The following is a 23,224-nucleotide window of genomic DNA, read 5'->3' on the forward strand; positions in this document are numbered from 1 at the left end:
TCTTTTAGGTGGGATTAGTTAGCGGGCTTAGGCTCGGCAGTCTCAGTTTTGGCTTGGGCGTTGTCTGCTTTGGTGGGCTCTTGGGCTTTATCAGCAGGTGTGTCGCTTGCGGTACTTGCAACTGCTGTGCTGCTGTCTTTGTCAGCTTCTTGGGCTTGGTCAGTGGCTGAATTTGCGGCTTCTGCTGCTGGTGCGGTGTCGGCGGTTTTTTCGGGGGCAGGGTTTTCTATGGCAGCGATTTTTTCTGCCAAAGCTTTACCTGCTGGGGTGGCAGGCTCGGTGGCAGGCTCATGGTTGCCAGCAGGGCGTAGCCAAGCAGATACTGCAATGCCTGAAATGATTACAAGCAAAAGTAAAATCCCAAGCAAAGAATGAATAATCTCTTTTACGGGGTTATTATTTGAAGCGTCATGTGCCATAAATCACCTGTCGTGTAGATGGGTTTATTTCTAAATTATTACCAAACAATAAGATGTGTCAAAAAGTCTAACACACTCTGTTGTATTATATACCAAATTTTATCTTTATTGTACAATTCCTTTGGTGGATTGGGGATTATTTGTCCTAATAAAGATAAAATTGCTTAAATTTTAATCTCTTACCCCTTCGCCTGTATAGACTTTTTGAGTGCGGCTGTTATGATGAGTTTGTTTTTTGGCGATAAAACTCAGCAGAATAAGCAGTAAAGATAAAATCAATACAGGGTAATGACCAACCACCATAAAGGGTGTTTGACCTGTAAAACTTGGCACAGTGCCACGAAGCACAGTACGTTCAAACTGGGGTGCTTGGTCTATGATACGTCCTTTTTCATCAATAAAGCTGGTAATGCCTGTGTTGGTTGCTCGTATGAACCAACGCCCTGTTTCCAGACTACGCAGTTGCACCATTTGTAAATGCTGATGTGGGCCATGTGATGAGCCAAACCACGCATCATTGGAGATGGTTAATAAAAACTCGCTGTTTTTGGCGTTTTGGCGGGTGGTGTCAGGGTAGGCGACTTCATAGCAGATGGCTGACCCCATGGGGTGATTTTTGACCATCAGGGGGGATTGATGGTGAGTGCCTGCACTAAAACTGACCACATCTTGCATATTGGCAAGGTTTGGCAATAAATTTAGCAGTCCATGAAAAGGAATGTATTCACCAAAAGGCACAAGGTGCTGTTTTTTATACAACCCACCACTGTCATCACCCAGTACCATTACGCCATTATAATAGGGATAAGCGCCTTGGTTGGGGTCAAAGTTCTCCACGTCTTTATAGGGAATGCCTGTCGCCCAAGAGCTGTTTTTTTGTTTGGCGTGTTCGGCGGTGGCATAGATAAACTCCCACGCTTCATCTTGGGTCATGGGAATAGATGATTCTGGCCACACCACCAAATCACGCCCCCATTCACTTGCCGACAGTTCGCTATATATTTTTAAGGTTTCAAGGCGGTATTCATTGAGCCATTTTAAATCTTGGGGAATATTGCCTTGTATGAGTGAAACCGACAGTTTATCACCCGTAGGCACTGTCCAAGTAGGATTAATCAATGATAGCATAATCCCTGTCAAGATAAAGCTATTGCTGATGATAAGATAGCCATATTTTTTGCGAATGATGTCAATGAGTGATGAGCCAAACAGCACCGCCACAAAGCTCATGCCAAGCACGCCAATCACAGGAGCTAGGCTGTTTAGCCATAAAATATCACTAAACGCATAGCCCACAAACAGCCAAGGAAAACCAGTTAAAAGCCAAGTTTTTGCCCATTCTTGGATAAGCCAAATCGCCGCAAAAGCAAGTGGCTGACGACCCAAATAACGAACAAATCCCCATGCCATTACCCCATGAAACAGCCCCATCACAAATGCTAGTCCTGCTATCATCAGCACAGCCAGCCAAGCACTGATTGCACCGTATTCATGAATAGACGTGTATAGCCAAGAAGCACCCATTGCCCACAGTCCAAAACCATAGGCTTGCCCTATCCAAAACCCCCGTTTTGGACAATCTTCATCCACAAGCAATACATATAAAAGCATGGGAGACAAAATGGCAAGTAGCCACAAACGATAAGGAGCAAGCGAAAAACAAAACATCACACCTGCCAGCATTGCCACCAGTATGGGATAAGTAAGTGGAATGCGTTTTTTTTGGGTGCGAGCTTGACGGACAGCACGCCTGCTGTGGGGGCGTACAGGTTCGGTGGGGTGAAATAGTTTAAACATGGTAATCTGATGTTAAATGTGGGGCAAAAATGTTTTTATGGGGTGGGATTAATCATCATCACTCCCAAGAGATGATTATAAATCATACTATCAAGATTTGATGGATTCTAAGACAAACGGCACATTGGCAGGGATAAAATGCCCCATTTTTGCTCCTTTTACGGTCAGGTAGTCAGCATTATGACCATTGACCCCCACAATCAGTGGCACTCGCTCAATAATATCAATCCCCAACTCTTGCAGATAAGACAGCTTGTTGGGGTTGTTGGTTAGTAGGCGAGCTTGTGTGATGCCTAGGTGTTTTAGCATTACTTCACACATCTCATAAGTGCGAGCGTCGGCCGGCAGACCAAGCAACAAATTGGCTTGTAGGGTATCATGTCCTTGGTCTTGTAGGGCGTAAGCACGGATTTTATTGACCAAGCCAATGCCACGCCCTTCTTGACGTAGATAAAGTATCGCCCCACAACCATGCGTTTGTATCATTTGCATGGCGGTGTTGAGCTGTGCACCACAATCGCATTTTAATGAGCCAAATGCGTCTCCTGTCAGACACTCTGAATGCAGGCGAATGAGTGGGATTTTTTTGTCATCATTATTTGGCAAACCCACACTAAGTAAGGTGTGTTCTTGACCGTGTTCGTTTTCAAAGGCATGAATGGTAAATTCGCCGTGAATGGTCGGCAGGCGAGCAGCACTGATAAATTGGTACAAAATCTTCCCCAAGGCGTTTTAATGATGAAAAATGTGGATAATTTGTGAATTAAATGGTGTTAGTATGGCAAATTAAAAGGCTATCTTGTAAAATAACGCCATTTGCCAAAGTTGTTATGCGTTATTATAACTCAAAACCTGTGATAACTTCACACGACTTTTAAGATGATTTTTAAGAAATAAAACTAGGAACACCAGCCTAATGCCAACTTCTGTTCACACACCAAAAACCTTTACCGACATTCCTTTGACACGACCACACACGCCTTTATTAGATGGTATTGATACACCTGCTGATTTAAAAGTGCTGTCGGTAGATAAACTGTGTCAGCTTGGCGATGAAGTGCGAGAGTTTTTGCTGTATTCGGTTGGGCAAAGTGGCGGACATTTTGGGGCAAATTTGGGCGTGGTGGAGCTGACGGTTGCTTTGCACGCCATCTATAATACGCCGTACGACAAACTGGTTTGGGACGTAGGACACCAAGCCTATGCACACAAGGTTTTAACAGGTCGCCGTGATAAGCTAACTGGCATTCGTTCTCGTGGGGGTTTGACGGCATTTCCTGAGCGTGGTGAAAGTGAGTACGACACCTTTGGGGTGGGTCATAGCTCCACGTCCATATCAGCAGGACTTGGCATGAGTTTGGCAAGTCGTATTTTGGGTGAAAATCGCAAAGTGGTGGCGGTGATTGGTGATGGGGCGATGACAGGGGGCATGGCTTTTGAAGCGATGAACGATGCCATTCAGCAAAACGCTGATTTGACGGTGGTGCTAAATGACAATGACATGTCCATCTCACAAGCCATCGGTGGATTTAGTCGACATTTGGCAAAACTTTGGCAACGTGGGCTGGCTTTTGATATTGATAAACATGGCAATATTTTGATGACCAAGCGTCAAATCAGCACCGATGACCGCCGTATCCGTCATTATCTGCACATGGCAACAGATGCCAAAGAAAGCCTAGAAAAAATCCCTGCCAAACTTAGTGCCAATGTTGGTAAAAGTATCGGTAATTTGCTTGGTAAAAACGCACCACCTGCCCCCTTGCCTGATAAAATCGCCGAAAAAATCGCCGACCACGTCTTTCCTGATAATCTGTTTAAAGCGATTGGTTTTACTTATCTTGGACCTTTTGATGGACATGATTTGCCAAAGCTGTTGCAAGTGTTTGAACGTGCCAAACACCTAAGTGGGGCAGCACTCATTCATGTACATACCATCAAAGGCAAAGGCTTTTTGCCTGCCGAGGCTGACCCTGTGGGTTTTCACGCCATTGGTAAACTACCCAAATCTGACACCAAAAACAAAGCCCCCCAAATGGCAAAAAAATACTCTGACGTATTTGGCAAGTGGCTTGTGGATAATGGTGAGCGTGCCAATTTGGTTGCCATTACGCCTGCCATGTGCGAAGGCTCTGGCATGGTGGAGTTTGCCAAGCGTTATCCTGCTAAGTTTTTTGATGTGGCGATTGCCGAGCAGCACGCAGTAACTTTGGCAGGTGGCATGGCAACAGGCGGACTAAAACCTGTGGTGGCGATTTATTCTACCTTTTTACAACGGGGTTATGACCAGCTTATTCATGATGTCGCTTTGCAAAATCTGGACGTAACTTTTGCCATAGATAGGGCAGGTCTGGTGGGTGAAGATGGGGCGACTCACGCAGGTGTGTTTGATTTGGCGTATTTACGATGTGTGCCAAATGTGGTGATTGCTGTGCCAAGCGATGAACATGAGTGCTATCAGCTTTTACAAACCTGCTATGACCATCAAGGCACATCTGCGGTGCGTTATCCTAGGGGTGTGGGTGTGGGGCGTGAGATTGTAAAAGACACCGATGAACATTTTGCCATTGGTAAAGCCAACATAAGATGGCAAAGCACGCAGTTTGACAAACACGCCAGCAAAAAAATCGCCATACTGGCTTTTGGGACACGACTGCATGACAGTCTGTTGGCTGGGCAAGCGTTTTATCAAAAGACCAACACGCCCATTTGTGTGGTGGATATGCGTTGGGTCAAGCCCTTAGATGGTGAGCTGATTGATACACTGATAGGGCAAGGCGTTACGCACATCATCACCACAGAAGAACATCAGCGTATGGGCGGAGCAGGTTCGGCAGTGGGTGAGTATTTGGCAAATGTGGGCTTTAAGGGAAGGTTGTGTCAGATTGCCATTGATGATGTTTTTGTGGCTCATGGCAGTCATGATGAGCAACTGTCAGAGTGCGGACTGGATAAGGCAGGGATTTTGGCAGAATTACAGATGATGGATGATTAAGCCTTAAAAAGGCGTGAAAATCAAGCGATTTTGGGGTATAATGCCCCTTTTTTGTATGATGAATACAAGAGCATTATTTAAATGGTTAATATTTGTAAGGTGAATTATGCAACCTATGGTGGTGATTGCTTCCGAAGTGGCAAAAAAAGTCGGTCATGAGATTTTAAAAGCTCATGAAAACCGTCATCGTATTGATTTTGGTGTGCAGTCTAAGGGCTTAGATGGTTTGGTAACTAAGATTGACCGCTATGCCGAAGAGCTGACCATCTCTTTACTAAAAGAAAGCTATCCTAGACATTCTTTTTTGGGTGAAGAGTTTGGTTTGCAAGAAGGCAAAGGAGCGGACGCTGATTGGTGTTTTGTCATTGACCCCTTAGATGGCACACAAAACTTTGTGCATGGTGTGCCACATTTTTGTGTGTCTATTGGCATTCAGCACAAGGGTGTAACACAGCATGGCGTGGTTTATGACCCTGTTAGGGGTGAGCTGTTTACTGCCAGTCGTGGTGATGGGGCAATACTCAATCAACGCCGTCTGTCAGTTTCAAATCGTACGACAATCGCTGGGGGATTTTTTACCACAGGACATCCTTATGAACGCATGATTGGTGAGACACGCACCAGTTTTGCTCGTCAGCATTTTGCCGCCTTACAAGCCATTTGTGAACATGGTGGACAGGTTCGCCGCACAGGTTCGGCAGCACTTGATTTGTGCTATGTGGCAGCAGGGCGATTTGATGGCTATTTTGAGATGAGTATCAAACCTTGGGACATTTGTGCAGGTGAGTTGATTGCAACCGAAGCTCGTGCGGTGGTTACCGACCATCATGGGTCAAATCATGCCATGACCACAGGGTCTATTTTTGCTTGTAACGCCAAGCTGTTAAAGCCACTCATGCAAATTGTTATCCCTACATGGGAAAACGTGCTAGATAAGTAATAAAAAAACCACCTTGAATTGGTGGTTTTTTATTTGTTTTAAATTAGGCAATATAATTGCCAATTTGCCAAAGGATAAATGCCACGATTGTGATGGCAATCATCAGATAGATGTTTTTTGGTTGGTATTGCCTGTCAAGCTCATCTTTGATAAAGATAACCTGCTCTTTACCAAGTAAATAATACCACACAAATACCCAAATTAGCCCAAAGGCGGTGGGGATTTGTATGCCCAGATATATTTTTATGAGCAAAGTGATTAAAATAAAAAATAAAAATCCAATGGCGACATAATGGTTTTGTTTGGCTTTTTCTTTATTGCCTAAGGCTTGCCAATTAAATGCGTGCAAATAGCAGGCAATCGGTAAAAACAGCACGCCAAGCAGGCAAGCGTGGTCAGGGCGATACAGACACAGTGGAGTGATTTGCTCGAAAAAATCCGGCTCTTGTGTGTACAAACGAGCATTATAACGCTCTCGCACAACAGGGTCTAATAACCACGCATGGACTGCCTTGGTAAGTTTTGGTTCTAAGGGTTGGTGATGTAGTGCTTCTAAAATCTGCTCATCTGTGGCGGTAGGCGGTATGTTAAGCAGTTGATATAAGTTTATCATAAAAACAAATAATGGTGTGTTGAGCCTTAATAGCAATCGGTTTAATTGATAAAAGTCCTTTAAAACAAAAGTGTGCTTGATATTAAAAATCACAAATTCTGTTTGATGGATTTTGTATTTTTAATGGCAACTATAAAAGCTCAACACACTTTTGGCAAATTATAACGCTTTTTTACATAATAAATACGACTTTTCTGATGAAAGTTAAAAAATTTTATGTAAACATCATAATTTGATTAAATATTAATCTAAATAAATGCCTATGACTGTGGTGATTGCTTATTTTATGAGTAAAATTAGTATTAAAACCGTCAATAAAAAGGATTTTTGTGATGGCAGTGTGAGTTTTTTGTTTGAGTTATTTTAATGCCCCAAGATGGCACAGGCGGTGAAAAACCTTGTTTTAGCTAAGCGAGTATGTCATAATGACAAAGCATTTTTAGTGCATTTTTATTAAGGACATTTCATGACTGCTTTTTTACATTCAAAACCTACATTTGCTAAACTTATTGGTGTGAGTTTGTTATCTGCTGTACTTTTTGGTTGTGGTGGTGATAAAGCCCCAACCGAACAAAAAACCGAAACACCAGCTGCTACTGCTGATGCAAAAACGGTGGCGATTACTGCTATTGTAGAGCACCCTTCTTTGGACGCTGTTCGTAAGGGGGCGATTGAAGCTTTGGCACAAGAAGGTTATAAAGAAGGACAAAATTTAACAGTCAATTTCCAATCTGCCCAAGGCAACATGGGAACCGCAGGGCAAATCGCCAAGCAGTTTGCTGCTGATAATCCTGATGCCATCATTGCCATTGCCACCCCATCAGCTCAGGCAGTCGTATCAGCAACCACAACTGTTCCTGTGGTATTTTCTGCGGTTACTGAGCCTGTGGAAGCCAAACTTGTCTCAAAACTAGATGGCTCTGGCACAAACGTAACGGGTGCTTCTGATGTTTTGCCACTTGAACCACAAGTTGTGCTTATCAAGGAGCTTTTGCCAAATGTTAAAAATATCGGATTTGTGTACAGTCCCGGCGAAGTAAACTCCACAGTAACATTAAAAAACCTAAAAGCGGTTGCTCAGACACAAGGCGTAACCATTGTAGAAGCACCTGCTCAAAAATCAAGCGATATTGCCATGGCGGCACAGAGTTTGGTGGGTAAAGTGGACATGATTTATACATCAACAGATAACAACGTTGTCAATGCGTATGAAGCCCTTGCCAAAGTTGCCAAAGAAGGCAAAATTCCTTTGGTGTCGTCTGACCCTGGTGTGATTGATCGTGGAGCAAGTGTGGTGCTTGGTGTGAATTACCATCAGCTTGGTGTTGAGACAGGTAAGATTACCGCTCGTATCTTTAAAGGTGAAAAAGCAGGCGACATTCCTGTATATAGTGCTAGCGAGCTTGATTTGATTGTAAATAAGAAAAATGCCAGCGAGCAAGGCTTAACCGTGCCACAATCCATCTTAGATAAAGCACAAAAAGTCATAGAATAAACTGCGGTTATCTTAGGGTATGTTTTCATGCCCTAAGTTTTTAAAAAATACACGCTTTTTGGCGTGTGTTTTGTTTCAATTAGGGGGCATTATGTCTTGGATTGCATTTTTTGGGGCATTGGAGAGCGGTTTTATCTATGCACTCATGGCACTTGGAGTGCTGATTTCTTTTCGCATTTTAGATTTTCCTGATTTGACCGCAGATGGCAGTTTTCCGCTTGGTGGAGCAGTGGCAGGTGTGGCGATTGTCGCTGGGGTAAATCCTTGGTTGGCGTGTGTTTATGGCATGATGGCAGGAGCTGTGGCAGGGATTGTTACGGCATGGCTCAATGTCAAGATGGGGATTTTACACTTATTGGCAGGCATTTTGGTGATGACTGCCTTGTATTCGGTAAACTTGCGTATCATGGGTGCACCAAACTTATCATTGCTTGGTGAGCCGACCGTATTTACCCCCTTTATTTCGGGCGATAATGGCGTGTGGGTGCGTGTGTTGATTGCTGGGGCGGTGGTTGTGGCGGCAAAATTGCTATTAGATTGGTTTTTTGGTACGCAAACTGGACTTGCCATGCGAGCAACAGGTTCAAACCCAAAAATGGCACAAGCACAGGGCATTAATACACCTGTGATGATTATACTGGGTATGGCAATTAGTAACGGATTGATTGCGTTGTCTGGGGCGTTATTTGTACAAACCCAAGGTGGTGCGGATATTTCTATTGGTATTGGGACGATTGTGGTGGGCTTGGCAGCAGTCATCATTGGTGAGACGGTTTTGACTGCCAAAAAAATATTTTGGATTACGCTATCGGTCATCATTGGGGCGACCATTTATAAATTGCTCATTCAAGTGGCATTATCTAGCCAAACCTTGCGTAATATCGGATTTGGTCCACAGGATTTAAATTTGGTAACGGTCATACTGGTGATTGGGGCATTGATGTTGCCTAAATTTCGCTCAAAAGCATTATCCGCTCTAAAAAAATCAGGTGCAACAGAGTTGTTACAGCCAAATAAGGAAAATAAATTATGATGACCGCCACCGATTTGCGTTTGACTTTTAATGCAGGTACGCCCATTGAAAACCCAGCTTTGCGTGGGCTGTCTTTGCACATTAATGATGGTGAGTTTGTTACTGTCATCGGCACAAATGGTGCAGGTAAATCCACTTTTTTAAACACGGTCAGCGGAGCGTTGCGTCCTGACAGTGGTTCTATCGTCATCAATGGCACGGACGTAACTCGTAAGCCTACCCACAAGCGAAGTCATTGGGTGGCTCGTGTGTTTCAAGACCCAATGGCAGGCACGTGTGAAGCTTTGAGTATTGAAGAAAATATGGCGTTGGCATATAAGCGGGGCGGTATTCGTGGCTTAGGCTCGGCTTTGACCCCAAAAAACCGTGAGATTTTTCGTGAAAAATTATCCGTATTAAAATTGGGCTTAGAAAACCGCCTAACTGACCGCATGGGATTGTTATCAGGTGGACAACGCCAAGCGGTGAGCCTTTTGATGGCAAGTTTGCAACCATCTAAAATCCTACTGCTTGATGAGCATACGGCCGCCTTGGACCCTAAGACTGCTGATTTTGTCTTGCAGCTGACCGATGAGATTGTTAATACAGGCAAACTGACCACCATGATGGTAACGCACTCTATGGCACAGGCTTTATCACATGGCACACGCACGGTCATGCTTCATCAAGGGCAGGTGGTGCTTGATGTGTCAGGCGATGAACGTCGTGGCATGACGGTACAAGATTTGCTTGATATGTTTGAAAAAACTCGTGGCGAAAAAGTTGCTGATGACAGTTTGATTTTGGGCTGACATCATTTGGGGGCAAAAGATTCGCCCTTTGTTTTTGTTGATTTTTAAGTAAAATGGGGAGTGTTTATGAAAAACAATAATATCGCACGTTTGCTGATTACTTGTCAAGACCAATCAGGCATTGTGCAGGCGGTTTCTGGCTTTTTGTATCATCATGGGGCAAACATCGTCTCACTTGACCAGCACACCACCCAAGCTTTTGGCGGTAAATATTTTATGCGGGTGGAGTTTCATTTGGACGATTTGGCAAGTAAAAAACATACCCTGCTAGATACCTTTGCCCAAAATGTCGCCCAAAAGTATCACATGACATGGCAGTTGGTGTGTCAAGCTGAATTAAAAAAGGTAGGGATTTTGGTTTCCAAAGAAGACCATGCGTTGCTTGAACTTTTGTGGCGATACAGTCGTGGGGCGTTGCCCTGTGAGATTAGTAAAGTGGTATCCAACCATGAAGATTTGCGTGCCGATGTGGAGAGTTTTGGCATTCCATTTGAGTGTATCGCTGTTCACAAAGACAACAAAGATGAAGCCTATGCCAAAATCCATGAAGCAATGAAAGGCAATGATTTGCTGGTGCTGGCTCGTTATATGCAGATTTTAAGCCCTGAATTTGTCAATCAATGGACAAACAAAATCATCAACATTCATCATTCGTTTTTGCCTGCGTTTGTGGGGGCGAACCCTTATAAGCAAGCCTTTGATAAAGGGGTTAAACTCATCGGAGCGACTGCTCATTATGTAACTGGTGAGCTTGATGAAGGCCCTATCATTGAGCAGGGCGTTAAGCGTGTTAGTCATGCTTTTGATGTGTCAGAGTTGCGTGAGCTTGGGCGTGAGATTGAGCGTGAAGTGTTGGCAAGGGCGGTCAAATGGCATCTAGAAGACCGCATCATTTTAGATGACAACAAAACGGTGGTGTTTGATTAAGATGTTTTTGCCAAACGCTCAAATACGCCAAGCTCATCTGCCACCAACGACAAAAACTGTCCGATATTGGGCAACGCTGTACTGCACGCCGTAATCCCAAAGTCTATTTGGTCTTGGTGATTGGTTAAAGTGATGTTCATTGCTTGCCCATCAAATAAGACAGATGCAGGGTAAATCCCTACCAGTTTCGCGCCATACAAATACAAAGGCGTGCTATCAGATGGCACATTTGAGATGATAAGATTAAAGGCTTGTCTGGTTGGCAGCAGACCAGTAGCAAGGTTGATGCCTGCCCAGCCATAAGCAATGGCACTATAACAAATGACCTGAGCTGGGCTAAGTCGTGCAAATCGTTGTTTGCCATCATCAATGCTGTCTTTGATAGCAGAGAGCCGAGCGGTGGCGGTGTCTAAATGTGTGCCAAGATTGGTCAGCAAAAAAGACAACTGATTGCCAGTAATGCTGTCATCACGGCGAAGTGAGATGGGAACAAAAGCGATTAAAGGCTTGGCAGGTAGGGCGTTTTGGCTCATCAGATAAGCACGCAGTGCTCCGCTACATACTGCCAAAAGTAAGTCATTGGTGGTGATGGATAGGGCTTTGGCGGTATCAGAAAATCGGCTTTTATCAAAACTTGCAACCGATAAATGGCGAGTGCTGGTAATGCGCTGGTTTAAAATGGATTTGGGAGCATCAAAGGTGCTGACAAAAGGCGAGTAGGGGTTAAAATGCTCTTTTAGTCCCAAGGTTAATGCTTTGATGACAGGATAGATTGCACCAAGTTGCTGTTTGATGAGTGTTTTGGCAGGTTGTGTGGTGTCTATTAACTCATTGATTTGTTGTCGGTTTTTGGGAGAAGTTGCCCAAAATGGCGAAAATTCCCTACAATTTGGGTCGCTACTTAAAGACTTTTTTATCAATCTCATGCCCGCCACACCATCAGCCAAAGAATGATGTATTTTTATCCAAATGGCAAATCTTGGGCGGTCTGAGCCATCAGCAGGGCAAATATTGTCTATTAAATAAAGTGTCCACAATGGCTTGTCTTTGGGAATGATTTGACTGTGTTTTTTTGAAAGATGGCTTAATAAATCATCAAGCGAGCTGTTTGGGGTGAGTGTGATGTGGTGAAAATGATGGCTTAGGTTAAATTGTTCATCACGTTGCCAAAAAAACCATCGGTGTGGCTTGTGGTTAAAGGGGAAATCTGCTTGTTGATGTTTGGTGAGCGTTTTGATGAGCTTGGGGATAAAATCATCACTTGCCCCTATCGGTAATTCGAATAGGCAAAGCCCAGCGATGTGCATGGGCTGTTTTTTATTTTCCAAAAATAAAAATAAATAATCAAGGACGGACAAAGTTTTCATACGTCGCCTTTATTGGAAAAAGTAGCCTGTTTGTGGCGAACTTGCTACCGCCATTTTTCGCATGGGCATGCGACCTGCCAAAAAGGCTTGACGACCTGCAACGACGGCATTTTTCATGGCGTGTGCCATCAGTACAGGGTCTTTGGCATAAGCAATGGCGGAGTTCATCAATACTCCATCACAGCCCAACTCCATGGCGATGGCAGCATCAGAAGCAGTACCAACACCTGCATCCACAAGCACAGGAACACGGGTCTGCTCAATGATAAGACTTAGGGTGTGGCGGTTGAGTAGCCCAAGCCCTGAACCAATCAAACTCCCCAAAGGCATAATCGCCACACAGCCCATGCTTTCAAGCTCTTGGGCGACAATGGGATCATCAGAAGTATAAACCATAACATCAAAACCATCTTCCACCAAGACTTGGGCGGATCTTAAAGTGGCGGTAACGTTGGGGTAGAGTGTTTTTTCATCGCCAAGCACTTCTAGTTTGACAAGGTTATGTCCATCTAATAGCTCACGAGCTAATTGGCAGGTGCGAATGGCACTATCAGCATCAAAACAGCCTGCGGTGTTTGGTAAAATGGTGTATTTTTCAGGAGAAATGACATCTAAAAGATTGGGCTCGTTTTGATTTTGACCAATATTGGTGCGACGTATGGCAACAGTAACGATTTGACTGCCACTTGCACCAATGGCATCGGCGGTCTCGGTTAGGTCTTTGTATTTGCCTGTGCCGACCAAAAGACGTGATGAAAAAGTGCGATTTGCGATGATGAGTGGGTCATCAGTTGGATTTTGATTGGGTTGTGTCATGATAAGCTCCTAAATTGGCTAATTATAACAAAACTTGTCAAAAAAGAAAAAACCACATACCAAAAAAAATTTTAAAGACAACAAAAAAGCCTTTCTGAAATAGAAAGGCTTTTTAAATATGGCTCCCCAACCTGGGCTCGAACCAGGGACACACGGATTAACAGTCCGATGCTCTACCGACTGAGCTATTGGGGAATGGTGGTGGGTCGTGCAGGATTCGAACCTGCGACCAATTGATTAAAAGTCAACTGCTCTACCAACTGAGCTAACGACCCGTTTACCAAAACGGCAGATGCTTATATTAAGCAAATTAGGATAATGGTGGGTCGTGCAGGATTCGAACCTGCGACCAATTGATTAAAAGTCAACTGCTCTACCAACTGAGCTAACGACCCTTATCGCTAATGTGGTGCGTATTATACACGAGTTTTTGTTGTTTGCAAGTACTTTTTAAAAATTTTTATAAAAAAGCATGATTTTGTGGGTTTGACGTGATTTTTCATATGCTTTGCTTTAAAATATCGGGCTATTTTTAGATGGGTTGATGGGTTTGTGATGGCATCTGATGTGTTTAAAAAAAACCTGTCGCCACGCCTTTAAAGAAAGTTTGCCGATTTTGTCGGGCTTTTTGTTTTTGGGCATGGCGTACGGCGTTTATATGCACTCTTTGGGGTTTGGGGCGTGGTATCCTGTGCTGATGGCATTATTTATTTTTGCAGGGTCGGTGGAGTTTATCATGGCAGGACTGTTGGTGATGGCGTTTAATCCATCATCGGTGTTTTTGCTGATTGTGATGATTAGTGCCAGACAGATTTTTTATGGCATCTCAATGCTGGATAAATTCAAAGACATCACAGGTTGGAAGCGAGTTTATCTGATTGCCGGCATGGTGGACGAAAGTTTTGCCATTAATTATACTGCCAAGACTGATGGGCTAGATAAAGCGTGGTTTATGGTGTTAGTTACGCTGTTTTTGCACATTTATTGGGTGGCAGGTTCAGCACTTGGGGCGTTACTTGGGGCGGTATTACCTGTGGATTTGACGGGGGCAGAATTTGCCATGACGGCTTTGTTTTTGGTGATTTTTGTGGAGCAATGGTCAAGACAAAGTTCACATGAAAGTGCCTTGGTCGGACTAGGTATGACGGCATTGGCACTGATGATTTTTGGTAAAACGCATTTTTTGGTGCCAGCAATGGTGGGGATTTTTGTGTGGCTGACCATACGCCGTCAGCATTTGCAGGATAAATTGGGACGAATCAAAGCACCACAGGACAGTGTATGACTTTTAATGAACAAATTTTAACCATTATAACTGCCATTGTGGCATTACAGTTATGCCGATGGGTGGCATTTGTGGCGTTTCCTGCTCATAAGCCGATACCTGATTTTGTACAGTATCTTGGCAAAGCCTTGCCGTCTGCGGTGTTTGGGCTGCTTGTGGTGTATTGTTATAAAAATGCAGACTTTTTTGGGCAATATCACGCCATGTCAGAGATTTTGGCAGGTGTGGCGGTGGTGGTGTTACATCGGGCGTTTAAAAACATGTTCATCTCCATTGGGGTGGGGACGCTATTGTACATGGTGTTGGTGCAAAAGGTGTTTGTGGTGGTGTGATTTATCCATAACAAAGCCCCAGATTAAGGGGCTTTTTATGAGCATTAAAATTTTTGGCAGTCAAATCCAAGTTTGTGCATTTGTTGCTCTTTTTCCAGCGGAGCAAGGCTGGCTTTAACGTGGGGCTTGTCTTTTAGGTAAGTTTTGGCAACACGTTTTAAGTCATCAATGCTGACAGACAGCAGTTTGGCTCGCAACTCTTCTTGGGCAGCTTTGGTGCGTCCATGTAGCTCGCTAAAACAAGATTTAACCGCTTCACCAGCTGGCGAGCCGGGTTTGTCCATACCGCCAATGATGCCTAACACCGCTTCTTCTAATTGCTCGGGGTCATGCTCGCTATCCAAAAGCCAATCAATGCTTTTGATAAAATGCTCAAAAGTGGCTTGACAATGGGGGTCTCGGTAACTATAAAAGCGAAAACTGTTTGTGTTGCTGTCAAAACTTGCCCCGCCCCCATAAGCACCACCTTTTTCACGGATTGCCGAATGCAGATAGCCGTTACGCAAAAATGGTGCTAAAAGCATCAGTGCAGGTGCATCCTCATGTCCTGATGTAACCGCAGGGTAGGCGGCAGCGTTGTGATAGACATTGGTTGAAATCAACCAAGCGATGTCTTTGTCTGTGTCGCTGGCGGTATGTAGCTCATCAAATGGCAGCGATGTGCTTAACAAGGGCGTGAGCGGTTTGGTGGATGGGCGAGTGTTTAATGCTGCTGTAATGGTTGATTTTAGCTCATCTGCCTTGTCTGCTTCACAGACCAAAATCACATCTTTTGGCAGTTGTCCGATACGTGCATGAAGGTCAGCAAGTCGTGATGATAACACGCCCCAAAGGCCTTGATTGGTGTCGCTTGTCTTTAAAAAGGCTTTTAACGCACGCAAAGCAGGCAGTCCTGAGTAAGCGTATTCTAGTTTTGACAGACGGCTCATGGTGCGACTGGCAGTTTGCATGGCGTAAGCGTGCCCGTTTGCTGATAGGCGTGATTGCCAAGATGCTTGTTTTTGCTGTAATAGCTCGCCCATGCGGTCGGTTTCACTAAAAATGGTGTCATATAGCACATCATTGATAAGCTGTATGGCTTGTGGTTTGCGGTGCAAGGCTCGCGTGGCAAGCACAAGGTAGCTGGTCATTTTGTCTTTATCAAAACGGTCAGTACGCTGGCTAATGCGAGCGGTTACCCCTGATGAGACGGCAGCTTGTACCGCCTGAAAAGCCCGTGCATCATGTTTATCCGTGCCAAGCTCAGACAACAGACCCAAATAAATCGGCAATAGTGGATTATCCAAAATGTCCAAATCATCATTTAAATCTAGGATGAGCTGATAATAATACAGCCCATTGGTGCCAGCGTGGTATTCATACAAAGTACGCTTAGTGTCATCAATCATGATGGGCTGACGTATGGCATGACTAAATTTAATCTGGCTAGGTATGTCATCACGTCCCACTTTGGGCAAAATGTCTATGTCATCAATGCTGGCTTGATGAGCAGCAAGCTTGGCAGACTGCTTGCGAATGCGTGCTTTGTCGGTGTCTGTTAGGGTGTCATTCAGCTTGTCAAGACTTGCTTTTTCATCATCTATCAGGCGTTGAGCTTTGTCCTTATCAGGGCTTAGGGTGAGCCGTACTCGGTGGGGGTTGTCAATCAGATGGGTTTTTATTAAATTTTGTAGCCAATGGGGCTGTTTAACCTGTTCTCTCAGCCACGCCAAATGCTCATCAATTTGCCAAATATCCATTGGGTCGCCCCCATGCAAGGCGGTGTTAAACCCTTCTAGTAGTAATGTCAAGCCGTAGGGCATACCATCACCACCGATGTGGCGTTGGTCAAGCTCAATTTGGTGCAAGATGGTTTGGATGGTCTCATCATCAATGGGGTTGTCTGCCACCGATTTTAACAAAGCTAAAATGCCTTGCTCCACGTCATTGGCAAGCGATATTTCCGAGCCACGCACGCCTGCATAAAACGCCATTTCATAATGACTGTCATCTAAGCCCAAAAGTGGACTGGTGGATGTACCAAAGGTCGCACTATCCAGATAGGCTCGCAGGGGTGAGCCTGCGTGTTCTATCAGCACGCCTTCCACCAAGCGTAAAGCAAGTCGCTGTCTTGGGTCGGTAATCGGTGGCAGTAGCCATGCCAGCACATGATGGGTCATTTTTTCGCCGTTGTCATCGGCGGTATAAGTGTCATAGACTTGTATGGGCTGACCAAGACGCTCTTCATGCATGGAGGCAAACTTTTTGCCACGAGCAGGCTTGTCGCTATTATCAAAGCGGGCTAGGGCATCATCGTGGATTTTGGCTTGGATGTCTGCCACAGCAATATTGCCAAAGCTCATGATGATGGCATTGGTGGGGTGATAGTGAGTTTTATGAAACTCAACCAAATCAGCGTGCGTTAATTGGGTGATGTGTTTTGGGTCGCCCCCAGAGTTGTAATGATAGGTAGTGGTTGGATATAAGTGCGGTATCAAGGCATAATATAGTTGGTCAATCTCACCACTCATTTTACCTTTCATTTCGTTAAAGACAATGCCATGATATTCAGGTTTGCCATCTTTATCAAGCTCAATGCGAATGCCTTCTTGGGCAAAATCTAGCTCATCAATGTTAGGGAAAAATACCGCGTCCAAATAGACACTTAATAAATTAAAAAAATCCTTTTTGTTTTGACTGGCAAAGGGATAAACCGTCCAATCACTGGCGGTCATGGCATTCATAAAAGTTTGCAAAGACCGTTTTATCATGCTAAAAAAGGGGTCTCTGACAGGGTATTTTTCTGAACCACACAGCACCACATGTTCTAGGATGTGGGCTTCACCACGAGAAGTCATGGGCTGGGTAGCAAAGCCTATCATTAGGGCGTTTTCGTCATGATCGGATGCTAGGTGATAGTGGATTGCTCCTGTGGCGGTATGTTCGCTGACGATAACGTTGATGTCTAGGGCATCTATGTAGTGGGTGTGTTTTAGGGTAAAGGCAGGGTGTAGCTGTGTGCTCATAAATTATCCAAAAAATTATCTGACCATCAAAACGCCTATTTTGGCAAGATTTTGGCTTTTATACAACTATTATTTTGTGGTTTGGTAGATTTGGTGTGGCTGGGCTTGGATTTTTATGTTTTTGGGTCGTATAGGCATACTAAATACACCCAACATCAAAAGATATTGGGTGTGTGGCTTTGATGTTTTAAATGATTGCTTGGTTGTTTTCAATGAGCTTTACCACATCTTGATAATGTAGCACTTGATTGTCAATATGGATATTTTCAATGATATTGGTGCCTGCCATTTTGCCGATATTATTGGCAATACTCTGTAAGGTTTTAGAGCCAGTAATAAAGCCATCTATAAAACCATTGCCCGTTTTGCCTGAGTTAAAGTAATTATCAATGCTGATACCATCATCTGTGCCTTTGATAAAAATATCTAGGCTGTCATGATTTTTGGTAAAGCCCAAATCCGCCAAAGTCAATCCGTGTAGTTTAAGGGTGTCATTACCACCGATGTCTTTGATACGGTCTTTGCCATCACCTTTGGTATAAATGTAGGTGTCATTACCAAAACCGCCAATCAGGTAGTCATTATCTTGACCACCAATCAGGATATCTCTGCCAAAACCGCCTTCTAGCCTATCATTGCCTTTGCCACCTGATAGGGTATCATTGCCAAAGCCACCAATCAGCACATTGGCAAGCTCATCGCCTTCTAGTTGGTCGCTACCCCAGCCTCCACGAATGGTCTTGCCTTTGATGGTGGGGTCGTGGTAGATGGGAGTGATAGGCTCTATGGGGGTTGGTTTGGCTGCTACACTGATGATGGTTTGTGTATTGACACTTTGCCCATAGGGGTCAGTGGCAGTAATAGTGATGGTGTGTTCGCCCACGCCAAGTACGCTGGCATCGGCATGGATGGTGCCATTGGCAGATAAGGCGATACCATTAGGGGCGGTGATGGTGTAACGCAGCTCATCGCCATCATTGTCATCAAACAGCATGCTGGCGGATAAGATGTCTTTGTCTTCATCATGGGCAAGGTTAATCTTGCTTGGGGTTTGGTTGGTTAATATGGGAGCTTCATTGACTGTGAGTGTGAAGGCTTGCGTGGCAGAAAGTCCCTTGGGGTCGCTAGCAATGACATCAAAGCTTAGCTTGCCACTGGCAGGGGCGACACCTGTTAGAGTTAGCTTATTTTTATCAAAGTAAAAATTATCCACAGCCACGGTTGGCACAACTACATATTCTAAAGCATCGCCATCAGGGTCGGTAAATAGGTCTTGGCTTAGGCTGATGTTAAATGCTTGACCCGCTAAAATGGTTTGGTCTTGTTGTTGATTTAAAATTTGTGGAGCTTGGTTAGCTTGACTTAGAGTCATACCTAGCACTTTGCCATCTGCACTTGGGCTCGCATGGATATGTATGGTGCCTGCAAAGTGAGTGCTTTGTAGTAGGTATTGGGTGTCGGATACTTGGGTGAGACTGTTGCCTTGTCCGTCTTGGTAGAGCTGATTGGCAAGGGTGTCCTGTGTCCAAGTGCTTTGGGCAAGATTCACCCCACCTATCCAAATATTACCTTCGCCATCGCTGTCTGTGATGGTTTTGACATCATTGGTAGATAATAAATCAGACAGTTTAAAGTCATAAATATCAAAGCCTGTTCCGCCATCTAGGGTGTCTTTGCCTGTGCCTGCACGCAAAATGTCATTACCTCCACCACCGATAAGCCAATCGTTACCACTGCCACCATTTAGAGTGTCATTGCCGATAATATTTGAGCCTTTATTGTCATCACCCCAAATAATATCATCGCCATCATCACCGTGAAGTATGTCGTTACCATATTGACCAATGATAAGGTCATTACCTGTACCACCAAAGATGATGTCAGTAGCACTATCGGAATTTATTGCCACAATCTCTTCTGCAAAAGACATATCTTTGTGGGGCGTGATTTGGTAATGCCCTGTTTGAGTGTCAATGTTCATGTCCCACTCAAAAGTGCGTGGGTCTCTGATGTTAATGCTATTTAGGTTTGATGTGGTGTATTTGCCATCTTTAAAGGCGTATTCTGTGGATAGATGACTGCCTCGTGTGGTGGTAATACTGGGGCTGATAACGCCTGGTACTAATGGATGAATCCCGCCACCAACATAACCATAATTGATGTTTGTACTGGGTGATGTGCCATAAATGGTCTTAGACCTGTGGTCAAAACGAATATGAGCATCTCCTAAGATGATGTCATTGCCACCACCACCATAAATAGTATCGCCATCTTTGCCACCTTGTAATAAATCCCGAGCTTGACCACCATAAATGGTGTCTTTGTCGCTGCCACCTAATACCCAGTTGCCTTTTTCATTACTATCAGCAACTATTTTATGGCTGTTTTTATCGTCAGCGTAGATGATATCTTCTCCCACGCCTCCATTTAACAAATCACTACCTTCTCCACCTACAATTGTATCATGGTCATTGGTGGGAGCATTGGTGGGGTTGGTGTCATAAACAGGGCTTGTGCCGAAAATAATGTCATTGCCTACGCCTCCATACAGCTCATCACCTTGTATACCTCCCCACATGGTGTCATTACCTGCGTTGGCATAAAGGGTAATTTTTTGAGCAAAGCCATGACCAAAGTATAAATCTCCTCTATGGTCATCACTACCCATGATGTGCAATTTGGTTTTTGGGTTGCCCACATAGACAACGGCTGATGTGTTTGAATTGATGTCTAAAAAAGTGGTGGCGTTTTTCTGGGCGTGTTCTTTGTTTTCTTCGGTAGCAAGATTGATGGATAAAGCGGTGATAACCCCTTGGTTGTTGGTAGCAACATCAAAGAAGTTTTTGATGGTGGCGGTGTGCTTGTTGTCTTTACTGGCAATAATCAAGTCTTCACCTGACTGTGTGGCGGTATGAGTGATGTCATCTTTATCATCTTTGGTAAGCCATAGACCTGTGGATTGCTCAATAAAAACACTTGGTAGGTTTTTGCCACCAAAAATAAGTCTGCCATCGCCATCACTGTCATAAATGGTGTCGTGGTCGGTAATGTGGTAGGTGTCAAAACCAATACCGCCTTCTAAATAATCATCACCTGACATACCATTTAGCACATCATTACCCATACCACCAAACAATTTATCTGACAATATGCCACCAATAACTTTATCATCGCCACTACCACCAAAGACATAACGATGGCTACCAAAATCTGTTGGATTAACGCCATCAATGTCTAATTTTAATTGACTGTCTAAATCTTGGTAAATATGGTCGCCTTTAACAACAGGTAAAGGTAAAATGCCAGATACTTGTAAACGTTCATCATAATCAATGTCCATCTTGGTGTATTGTAGCTTATATCCTAGCATTTGAGTTCTGGCTTCAAGATATTCTTGTGTTATGCCATTAGGATTGTCTTTTGAATAGAGATTTAGTTCACCATTTTGATTGTACCGGCTATAATCTGCATCCAATATGACCATCGGTAATAGGTGTTTGAGTGCAAAACGATAAGCCATGGCATTTTTATCATCAGATAATGCAATGTCATAATACTCTTTAACACTCTTAAAATCTTGTGCGATAATCATGGTTTTACCACGAAGTTCTTTAAAGATAGGATAGCTTTCTTGCATATGTTTAATCATTGCTTGGGCGTCTGTTATACCATCTGCACTATCTGAACCTGTGATGGCTTTGTATAAAGTTTTATAATTATCTAAGGCTTTTTCAAAGCTCATCTCTTGATATTCTTTACTACTAAATAACACAGCGGTATCATCATAAACAACCGATTTGCCTGATTGATTGATAAAATTGCCTAAAATCATGGTGTTAAAGGCGATGACGGCGTTTAGGTTGTCGCCTGTAAGGTGTTGGAATATGGTGGAGTAGGCACTATCGCCAAAGTTAATAAACCAGTCCATTTCGTAGAGTTCTTTGCCAAATAATTTATCAAAGCCTCTACTAAATAATAATTCAGCCCCAGCATAATTTATCTTATAAGTCATATCAGTAACGATGCCCAAAATAACACCACGAGCCGCAACAGCTGCCAAGTTTTTTCCACTAAGAGCAGGTATTTTATCAAACCAGCTTTTGGCATTGCCATCAATCACATCTGCAATACCATTTGCTAATCTTGGATAGGTTTCTGTAATGCTTTTGTGCACAGGTAGTTGAGAAAAATAGGTTATCCAGTTCATTGTATAATTACTTATGCTTTCTGTATCACTTGTATCTACTTTCTGCACAGCCATTCTAACAGCTTCAGATAAATTAAATACTTTACCTAAAATATCAAAAACTTCGTTAGAGAAGTTGGTATTGCCAACTATTTTATTGAGAATATCTTCTGGGCTTGTATGGACTGATAAACCAAAACTTTGAATTTTTTGATTAGTTTGGTCGAGTTGGTTGTTAAGCATATCATTTAGTTGTAATATGAATTTTTTCCCATCTTCCGTAATAGGATTTAATTCACTTAGCACTTTTAATGCACTGGTTTGTGAATGTTTATCCATTGCTAAATAGGTCAATTCTGCATAGTTGCTTGGCAATTGTTTGGCGAAATTTTCAAGACCAATGCCATTTTTAAGAGCATTTTTTAGCATTGCTTCACCAACAACTGTGGTTGTGATTTTAGAAAGGTTGCTGGCAAATATGGCGGCAATTTCATCAGTGGTTACTTGACCATCATTCACCCCTGTGCCAACCGTTCTTGAAGCCACAGAAGCTACCATAGTATTCCAAAGATAGCTAAAAAAGCCACCTTGTTGCTCAACAGTATTAGACATCATCGTCTCCTCATTTAGTGTAAAAATAAATTTCTAAAAAATAAAAACCAACCGTAAATAGATTTTATAGCTAAAACTGCAAATACAAATGCAAAATTCCAAAAAAAACCATCTATCCAATGTTGTTTATTAAACAACAGCATTGCACTCATATCTAAGAAAAAGAAATAAAGAATGATTGATAAAAACAATAATGTTACTACTAATGTCGTAAAACCAGAAAAAATAAAAGAACCCACAGAATAAATATTTCTAGGGTCAATGCGAGCAAAGCCCAACCAATCCAAAAGTCGCCACATAATGATTGCTAATGCACCCAATATCAAAGGAAAACCAAAACTTCTAAATACCTGAAAAAGAGCGGTTGCTCCGCCAAAGTCAGAAGCAAGAAACTCTCTTTCACTTGTATAAAGCTGATATAACGCCACATCTTTGGGTTTGATGCGAACTGAAAATAACTGATGATTAACTCCTTCATCAGACACAAAATCGGTATTGGCTCTGACCCATTCAATCAACCACGTCGCCCAACTTGGCTCCCACACCAACGCCAACTCCTTCACCCAAGCTGAGATAAAGAACACTTCAAACAAGAAGTAGCTGCCCAAAAA

17 protein-coding genes and 3 tRNA genes are annotated in these 23,224 nt (G+C 43.4%); 8 read left to right on the forward strand and 12 right to left on the reverse strand.

Features of this window, described 5'->3' with window-relative positions; translation table 11 throughout:
* Nucleotides 1–14 precede the first annotated feature (14 nt).
* The 3 genes from CEW93_RS01700 to ribA form a co-directional block, all read right to left on the reverse strand.
* Nucleotides 15–419, reverse strand: coding sequence for a hypothetical protein (locus CEW93_RS01700; RefSeq protein ID WP_089539719.1), 405 nt, complete (start codon nucleotides 417–419; stop codon nucleotides 15–17).
* A 171-nt stretch (nucleotides 420–590) separates the two neighbouring features.
* Complete coding sequence (gene lnt, locus CEW93_RS01705) at nucleotides 591–2,216, reverse strand: apolipoprotein N-acyltransferase (protein ID WP_089539720.1); 1,626 nt, start codon at nucleotides 2,214–2,216, stop codon at nucleotides 591–593.
* Nucleotides 2,217–2,306: 90 nt separating this feature from the next.
* On the reverse strand, nucleotides 2,307–2,930 hold the full coding sequence (gene ribA, locus CEW93_RS01710; RefSeq protein ID WP_186727866.1) for a GTP cyclohydrolase II: 624 nt from the start codon (nucleotides 2,928–2,930) through the stop codon (nucleotides 2,307–2,309).
* 202 nt (nucleotides 2,931–3,132) lie between these two features.
* Here ribA and CEW93_RS01715 point away from each other — a divergent pair, with 202 nt between their 5' ends.
* The gene (locus CEW93_RS01715; protein WP_089539722.1) at nucleotides 3,133–5,211 is read left to right on the forward strand and encodes a 1-deoxy-D-xylulose-5-phosphate synthase; all 2,079 of its coding nucleotides are present in this window, start codon (nucleotides 3,133–3,135) and stop codon (nucleotides 5,209–5,211) included.
* A 106-nt stretch (nucleotides 5,212–5,317) separates the two neighbouring features.
* Entirely contained in the window at nucleotides 5,318–6,151 is an 834-nt protein-coding gene (locus tag CEW93_RS01720) for an inositol monophosphatase family protein (protein WP_089539724.1), read from the forward strand.
* A 43-nt stretch (nucleotides 6,152–6,194) separates the two neighbouring features.
* On the opposite strand, the gene CEW93_RS01725 is transcribed toward CEW93_RS01720, so the two are convergent.
* The gene (locus CEW93_RS01725) at nucleotides 6,195–6,764 is read right to left on the reverse strand and encodes a J domain-containing protein (protein ID WP_143822773.1); all 570 of its coding nucleotides are present in this window, start codon (nucleotides 6,762–6,764) and stop codon (nucleotides 6,195–6,197) included.
* A 466-nt stretch (nucleotides 6,765–7,230) separates the two neighbouring features.
* On the opposite strand from CEW93_RS01725, the gene CEW93_RS01730 reads away from it, so the two are divergent.
* The 4 genes from CEW93_RS01730 (at nucleotide 7,231) to purU (ending at nucleotide 11,010) form a co-directional block, all read left to right on the forward strand.
* On the forward strand, nucleotides 7,231–8,259 hold the full coding sequence (locus CEW93_RS01730; RefSeq protein ID WP_089539727.1) for an ABC transporter substrate-binding protein: 1,029 nt from the start codon (nucleotides 7,231–7,233) through the stop codon (nucleotides 8,257–8,259).
* A gap of 91 nt (nucleotides 8,260–8,350) precedes the next feature.
* Nucleotides 8,351–9,292 (forward strand): ABC transporter permease, encoded by a 942-nt coding sequence (locus CEW93_RS01735; protein ID WP_089539729.1) that lies wholly within the window; start codon nucleotides 8,351–8,353, stop codon nucleotides 9,290–9,292.
* Nucleotides 9,289–10,083: an ABC transporter ATP-binding protein gene (locus CEW93_RS01740; protein WP_089539731.1), complete on the forward strand. Its 795-nt coding sequence runs from the start codon at nucleotides 9,289–9,291 to the stop codon at nucleotides 10,081–10,083. Before CEW93_RS01735 ends, CEW93_RS01740 begins: the two co-directional genes overlap by 4 nt.
* A gap of 66 nt (nucleotides 10,084–10,149) precedes the next feature.
* The gene (gene purU / locus CEW93_RS01745; RefSeq protein WP_089539733.1) at nucleotides 10,150–11,010 is read left to right on the forward strand and encodes a formyltetrahydrofolate deformylase; all 861 of its coding nucleotides are present in this window, start codon (nucleotides 10,150–10,152) and stop codon (nucleotides 11,008–11,010) included.
* Here the strand turns inward: purU and CEW93_RS01750 are convergent.
* From CEW93_RS01750 to CEW93_RS01770, 5 genes are all read right to left on the reverse strand, one after another.
* Nucleotides 11,007–12,377, reverse strand: coding sequence for a wax ester/triacylglycerol synthase family O-acyltransferase (locus tag CEW93_RS01750; protein WP_089539734.1), 1,371 nt, complete (start codon nucleotides 12,375–12,377; stop codon nucleotides 11,007–11,009). The genes purU and CEW93_RS01750 overlap by 4 nt on opposite strands.
* Nucleotides 12,378–12,386: 9 nt before the next feature.
* Entirely contained in the window at nucleotides 12,387–13,193 is an 807-nt protein-coding gene (locus CEW93_RS01755) for a thiazole synthase (protein ID WP_089539736.1), read from the reverse strand.
* Nucleotides 13,194–13,312: 119 nt separating this feature from the next.
* Nucleotides 13,313–13,388, reverse strand: a tRNA-Asn gene (locus CEW93_RS01760).
* A gap of 4 nt (nucleotides 13,389–13,392) precedes the next feature.
* Nucleotides 13,393–13,468 (reverse strand) — tRNA-Lys (locus CEW93_RS01765).
* Between the two features lie 44 nt (nucleotides 13,469–13,512).
* Nucleotides 13,513–13,588, reverse strand: a tRNA-Lys gene (locus CEW93_RS01770).
* A gap of 170 nt (nucleotides 13,589–13,758) precedes the next feature.
* On the opposite strand from CEW93_RS01770, the gene CEW93_RS01775 reads away from it, so the two are divergent.
* Together CEW93_RS01775 and CEW93_RS01780 are read left to right on the forward strand one after the other, a co-directional pair.
* Nucleotides 13,759–14,478 (forward strand): AzlC family ABC transporter permease, encoded by a 720-nt coding sequence (locus CEW93_RS01775; RefSeq protein WP_089539738.1) that lies wholly within the window; start codon nucleotides 13,759–13,761, stop codon nucleotides 14,476–14,478.
* The gene (locus CEW93_RS01780) at nucleotides 14,475–14,810 is read left to right on the forward strand and encodes a branched-chain amino acid transporter permease (protein WP_089539739.1); all 336 of its coding nucleotides are present in this window, start codon (nucleotides 14,475–14,477) and stop codon (nucleotides 14,808–14,810) included. The genes CEW93_RS01775 and CEW93_RS01780 overlap by 4 nt, the downstream gene beginning before the upstream one ends.
* Before the next feature lie 44 nt (nucleotides 14,811–14,854).
* Here CEW93_RS01780 and CEW93_RS01785 read toward each other — a convergent pair whose 3' ends face one another.
* From CEW93_RS01785 to CEW93_RS01795, 3 genes are all read right to left on the reverse strand, one after another.
* Nucleotides 14,855–17,815, reverse strand: a complete 2,961-nt coding sequence (locus CEW93_RS01785) for an insulinase family protein (protein ID WP_089539741.1) — start codon at nucleotides 17,813–17,815, stop codon at nucleotides 14,855–14,857.
* A gap of 187 nt (nucleotides 17,816–18,002) precedes the next feature.
* Nucleotides 18,003–22,613 (reverse strand): putative Ig domain-containing protein, encoded by a 4,611-nt coding sequence (locus CEW93_RS11035; RefSeq protein WP_186727867.1) that lies wholly within the window; start codon nucleotides 22,611–22,613, stop codon nucleotides 18,003–18,005.
* Between the two features lie 14 nt (nucleotides 22,614–22,627).
* On the reverse strand, nucleotides 22,628–23,206 hold the full coding sequence (locus CEW93_RS01795; RefSeq protein ID WP_222432706.1) for a hypothetical protein: 579 nt from the start codon (nucleotides 23,204–23,206) through the stop codon (nucleotides 22,628–22,630).
* Nucleotides 23,207–23,224 lie beyond the last annotated feature (18 nt).

The sequence above is a fragment of the Moraxella sp. VT-16-12 genome (assembly GCF_002224245.2).
GTDB lineage: Bacteria > Pseudomonadota > Gammaproteobacteria > Pseudomonadales > Moraxellaceae > Moraxella.

Bases quoted from the DNA above. Each gene is read 5' to 3' on its own strand.
- CEW93_RS01700 (WP_089539719.1), bottom strand. From the start codon at position 419: ATGGCACATGACGCTTCAAATAATAACCCCGTAAAAGAGATTATTCAT.
- lnt (WP_089539720.1), bottom strand. From the start codon at position 2,216: ATGTTTAAACTATTTCACCCCACCGAACCTGTACGCCCCCACAGCAGG.
- CEW93_RS01715 (WP_089539722.1), top strand. From the start codon at position 3,133: ATGCCAACTTCTGTTCACACACCAAAAACCTTTACCGACATTCCTTTG.
- CEW93_RS01720 (WP_089539724.1), top strand. From the start codon at position 5,318: ATGCAACCTATGGTGGTGATTGCTTCCGAAGTGGCAAAAAAAGTCGGT.
- CEW93_RS01725 (WP_143822773.1), bottom strand. From the start codon at position 6,764: ATGATAAACTTATATCAACTGCTTAACATACCGCCTACCGCCACAGAT.
- CEW93_RS01730 (WP_089539727.1), top strand. From the start codon at position 7,231: ATGACTGCTTTTTTACATTCAAAACCTACATTTGCTAAACTTATTGGT.
- CEW93_RS01735 (WP_089539729.1), top strand. From the start codon at position 8,351: ATGTCTTGGATTGCATTTTTTGGGGCATTGGAGAGCGGTTTTATCTAT.
- CEW93_RS01740 (WP_089539731.1), top strand. From the start codon at position 9,289: ATGATGACCGCCACCGATTTGCGTTTGACTTTTAATGCAGGTACGCCC.
- purU (WP_089539733.1), top strand. From the start codon at position 10,150: ATGAAAAACAATAATATCGCACGTTTGCTGATTACTTGTCAAGACCAA.
- CEW93_RS01750 (WP_089539734.1), bottom strand. From the start codon at position 12,377: ATGAAAACTTTGTCCGTCCTTGATTATTTATTTTTATTTTTGGAAAAT.
- CEW93_RS01755 (WP_089539736.1), bottom strand. From the start codon at position 13,193: ATGACACAACCCAATCAAAATCCAACTGATGACCCACTCATCATCGCA.
- CEW93_RS01775 (WP_089539738.1), top strand. From the start codon at position 13,759: ATGTGTTTAAAAAAAACCTGTCGCCACGCCTTTAAAGAAAGTTTGCCG.
- CEW93_RS01780 (WP_089539739.1), top strand. From the start codon at position 14,475: ATGACTTTTAATGAACAAATTTTAACCATTATAACTGCCATTGTGGCA.
- CEW93_RS01785 (WP_089539741.1), bottom strand. From the start codon at position 17,815: ATGAGCACACAGCTACACCCTGCCTTTACCCTAAAACACACCCACTAC.
- CEW93_RS11035 (WP_186727867.1), bottom strand. From the start codon at position 22,613: ATGTCTAATACTGTTGAGCAACAAGGTGGCTTTTTTAGCTATCTTTGG.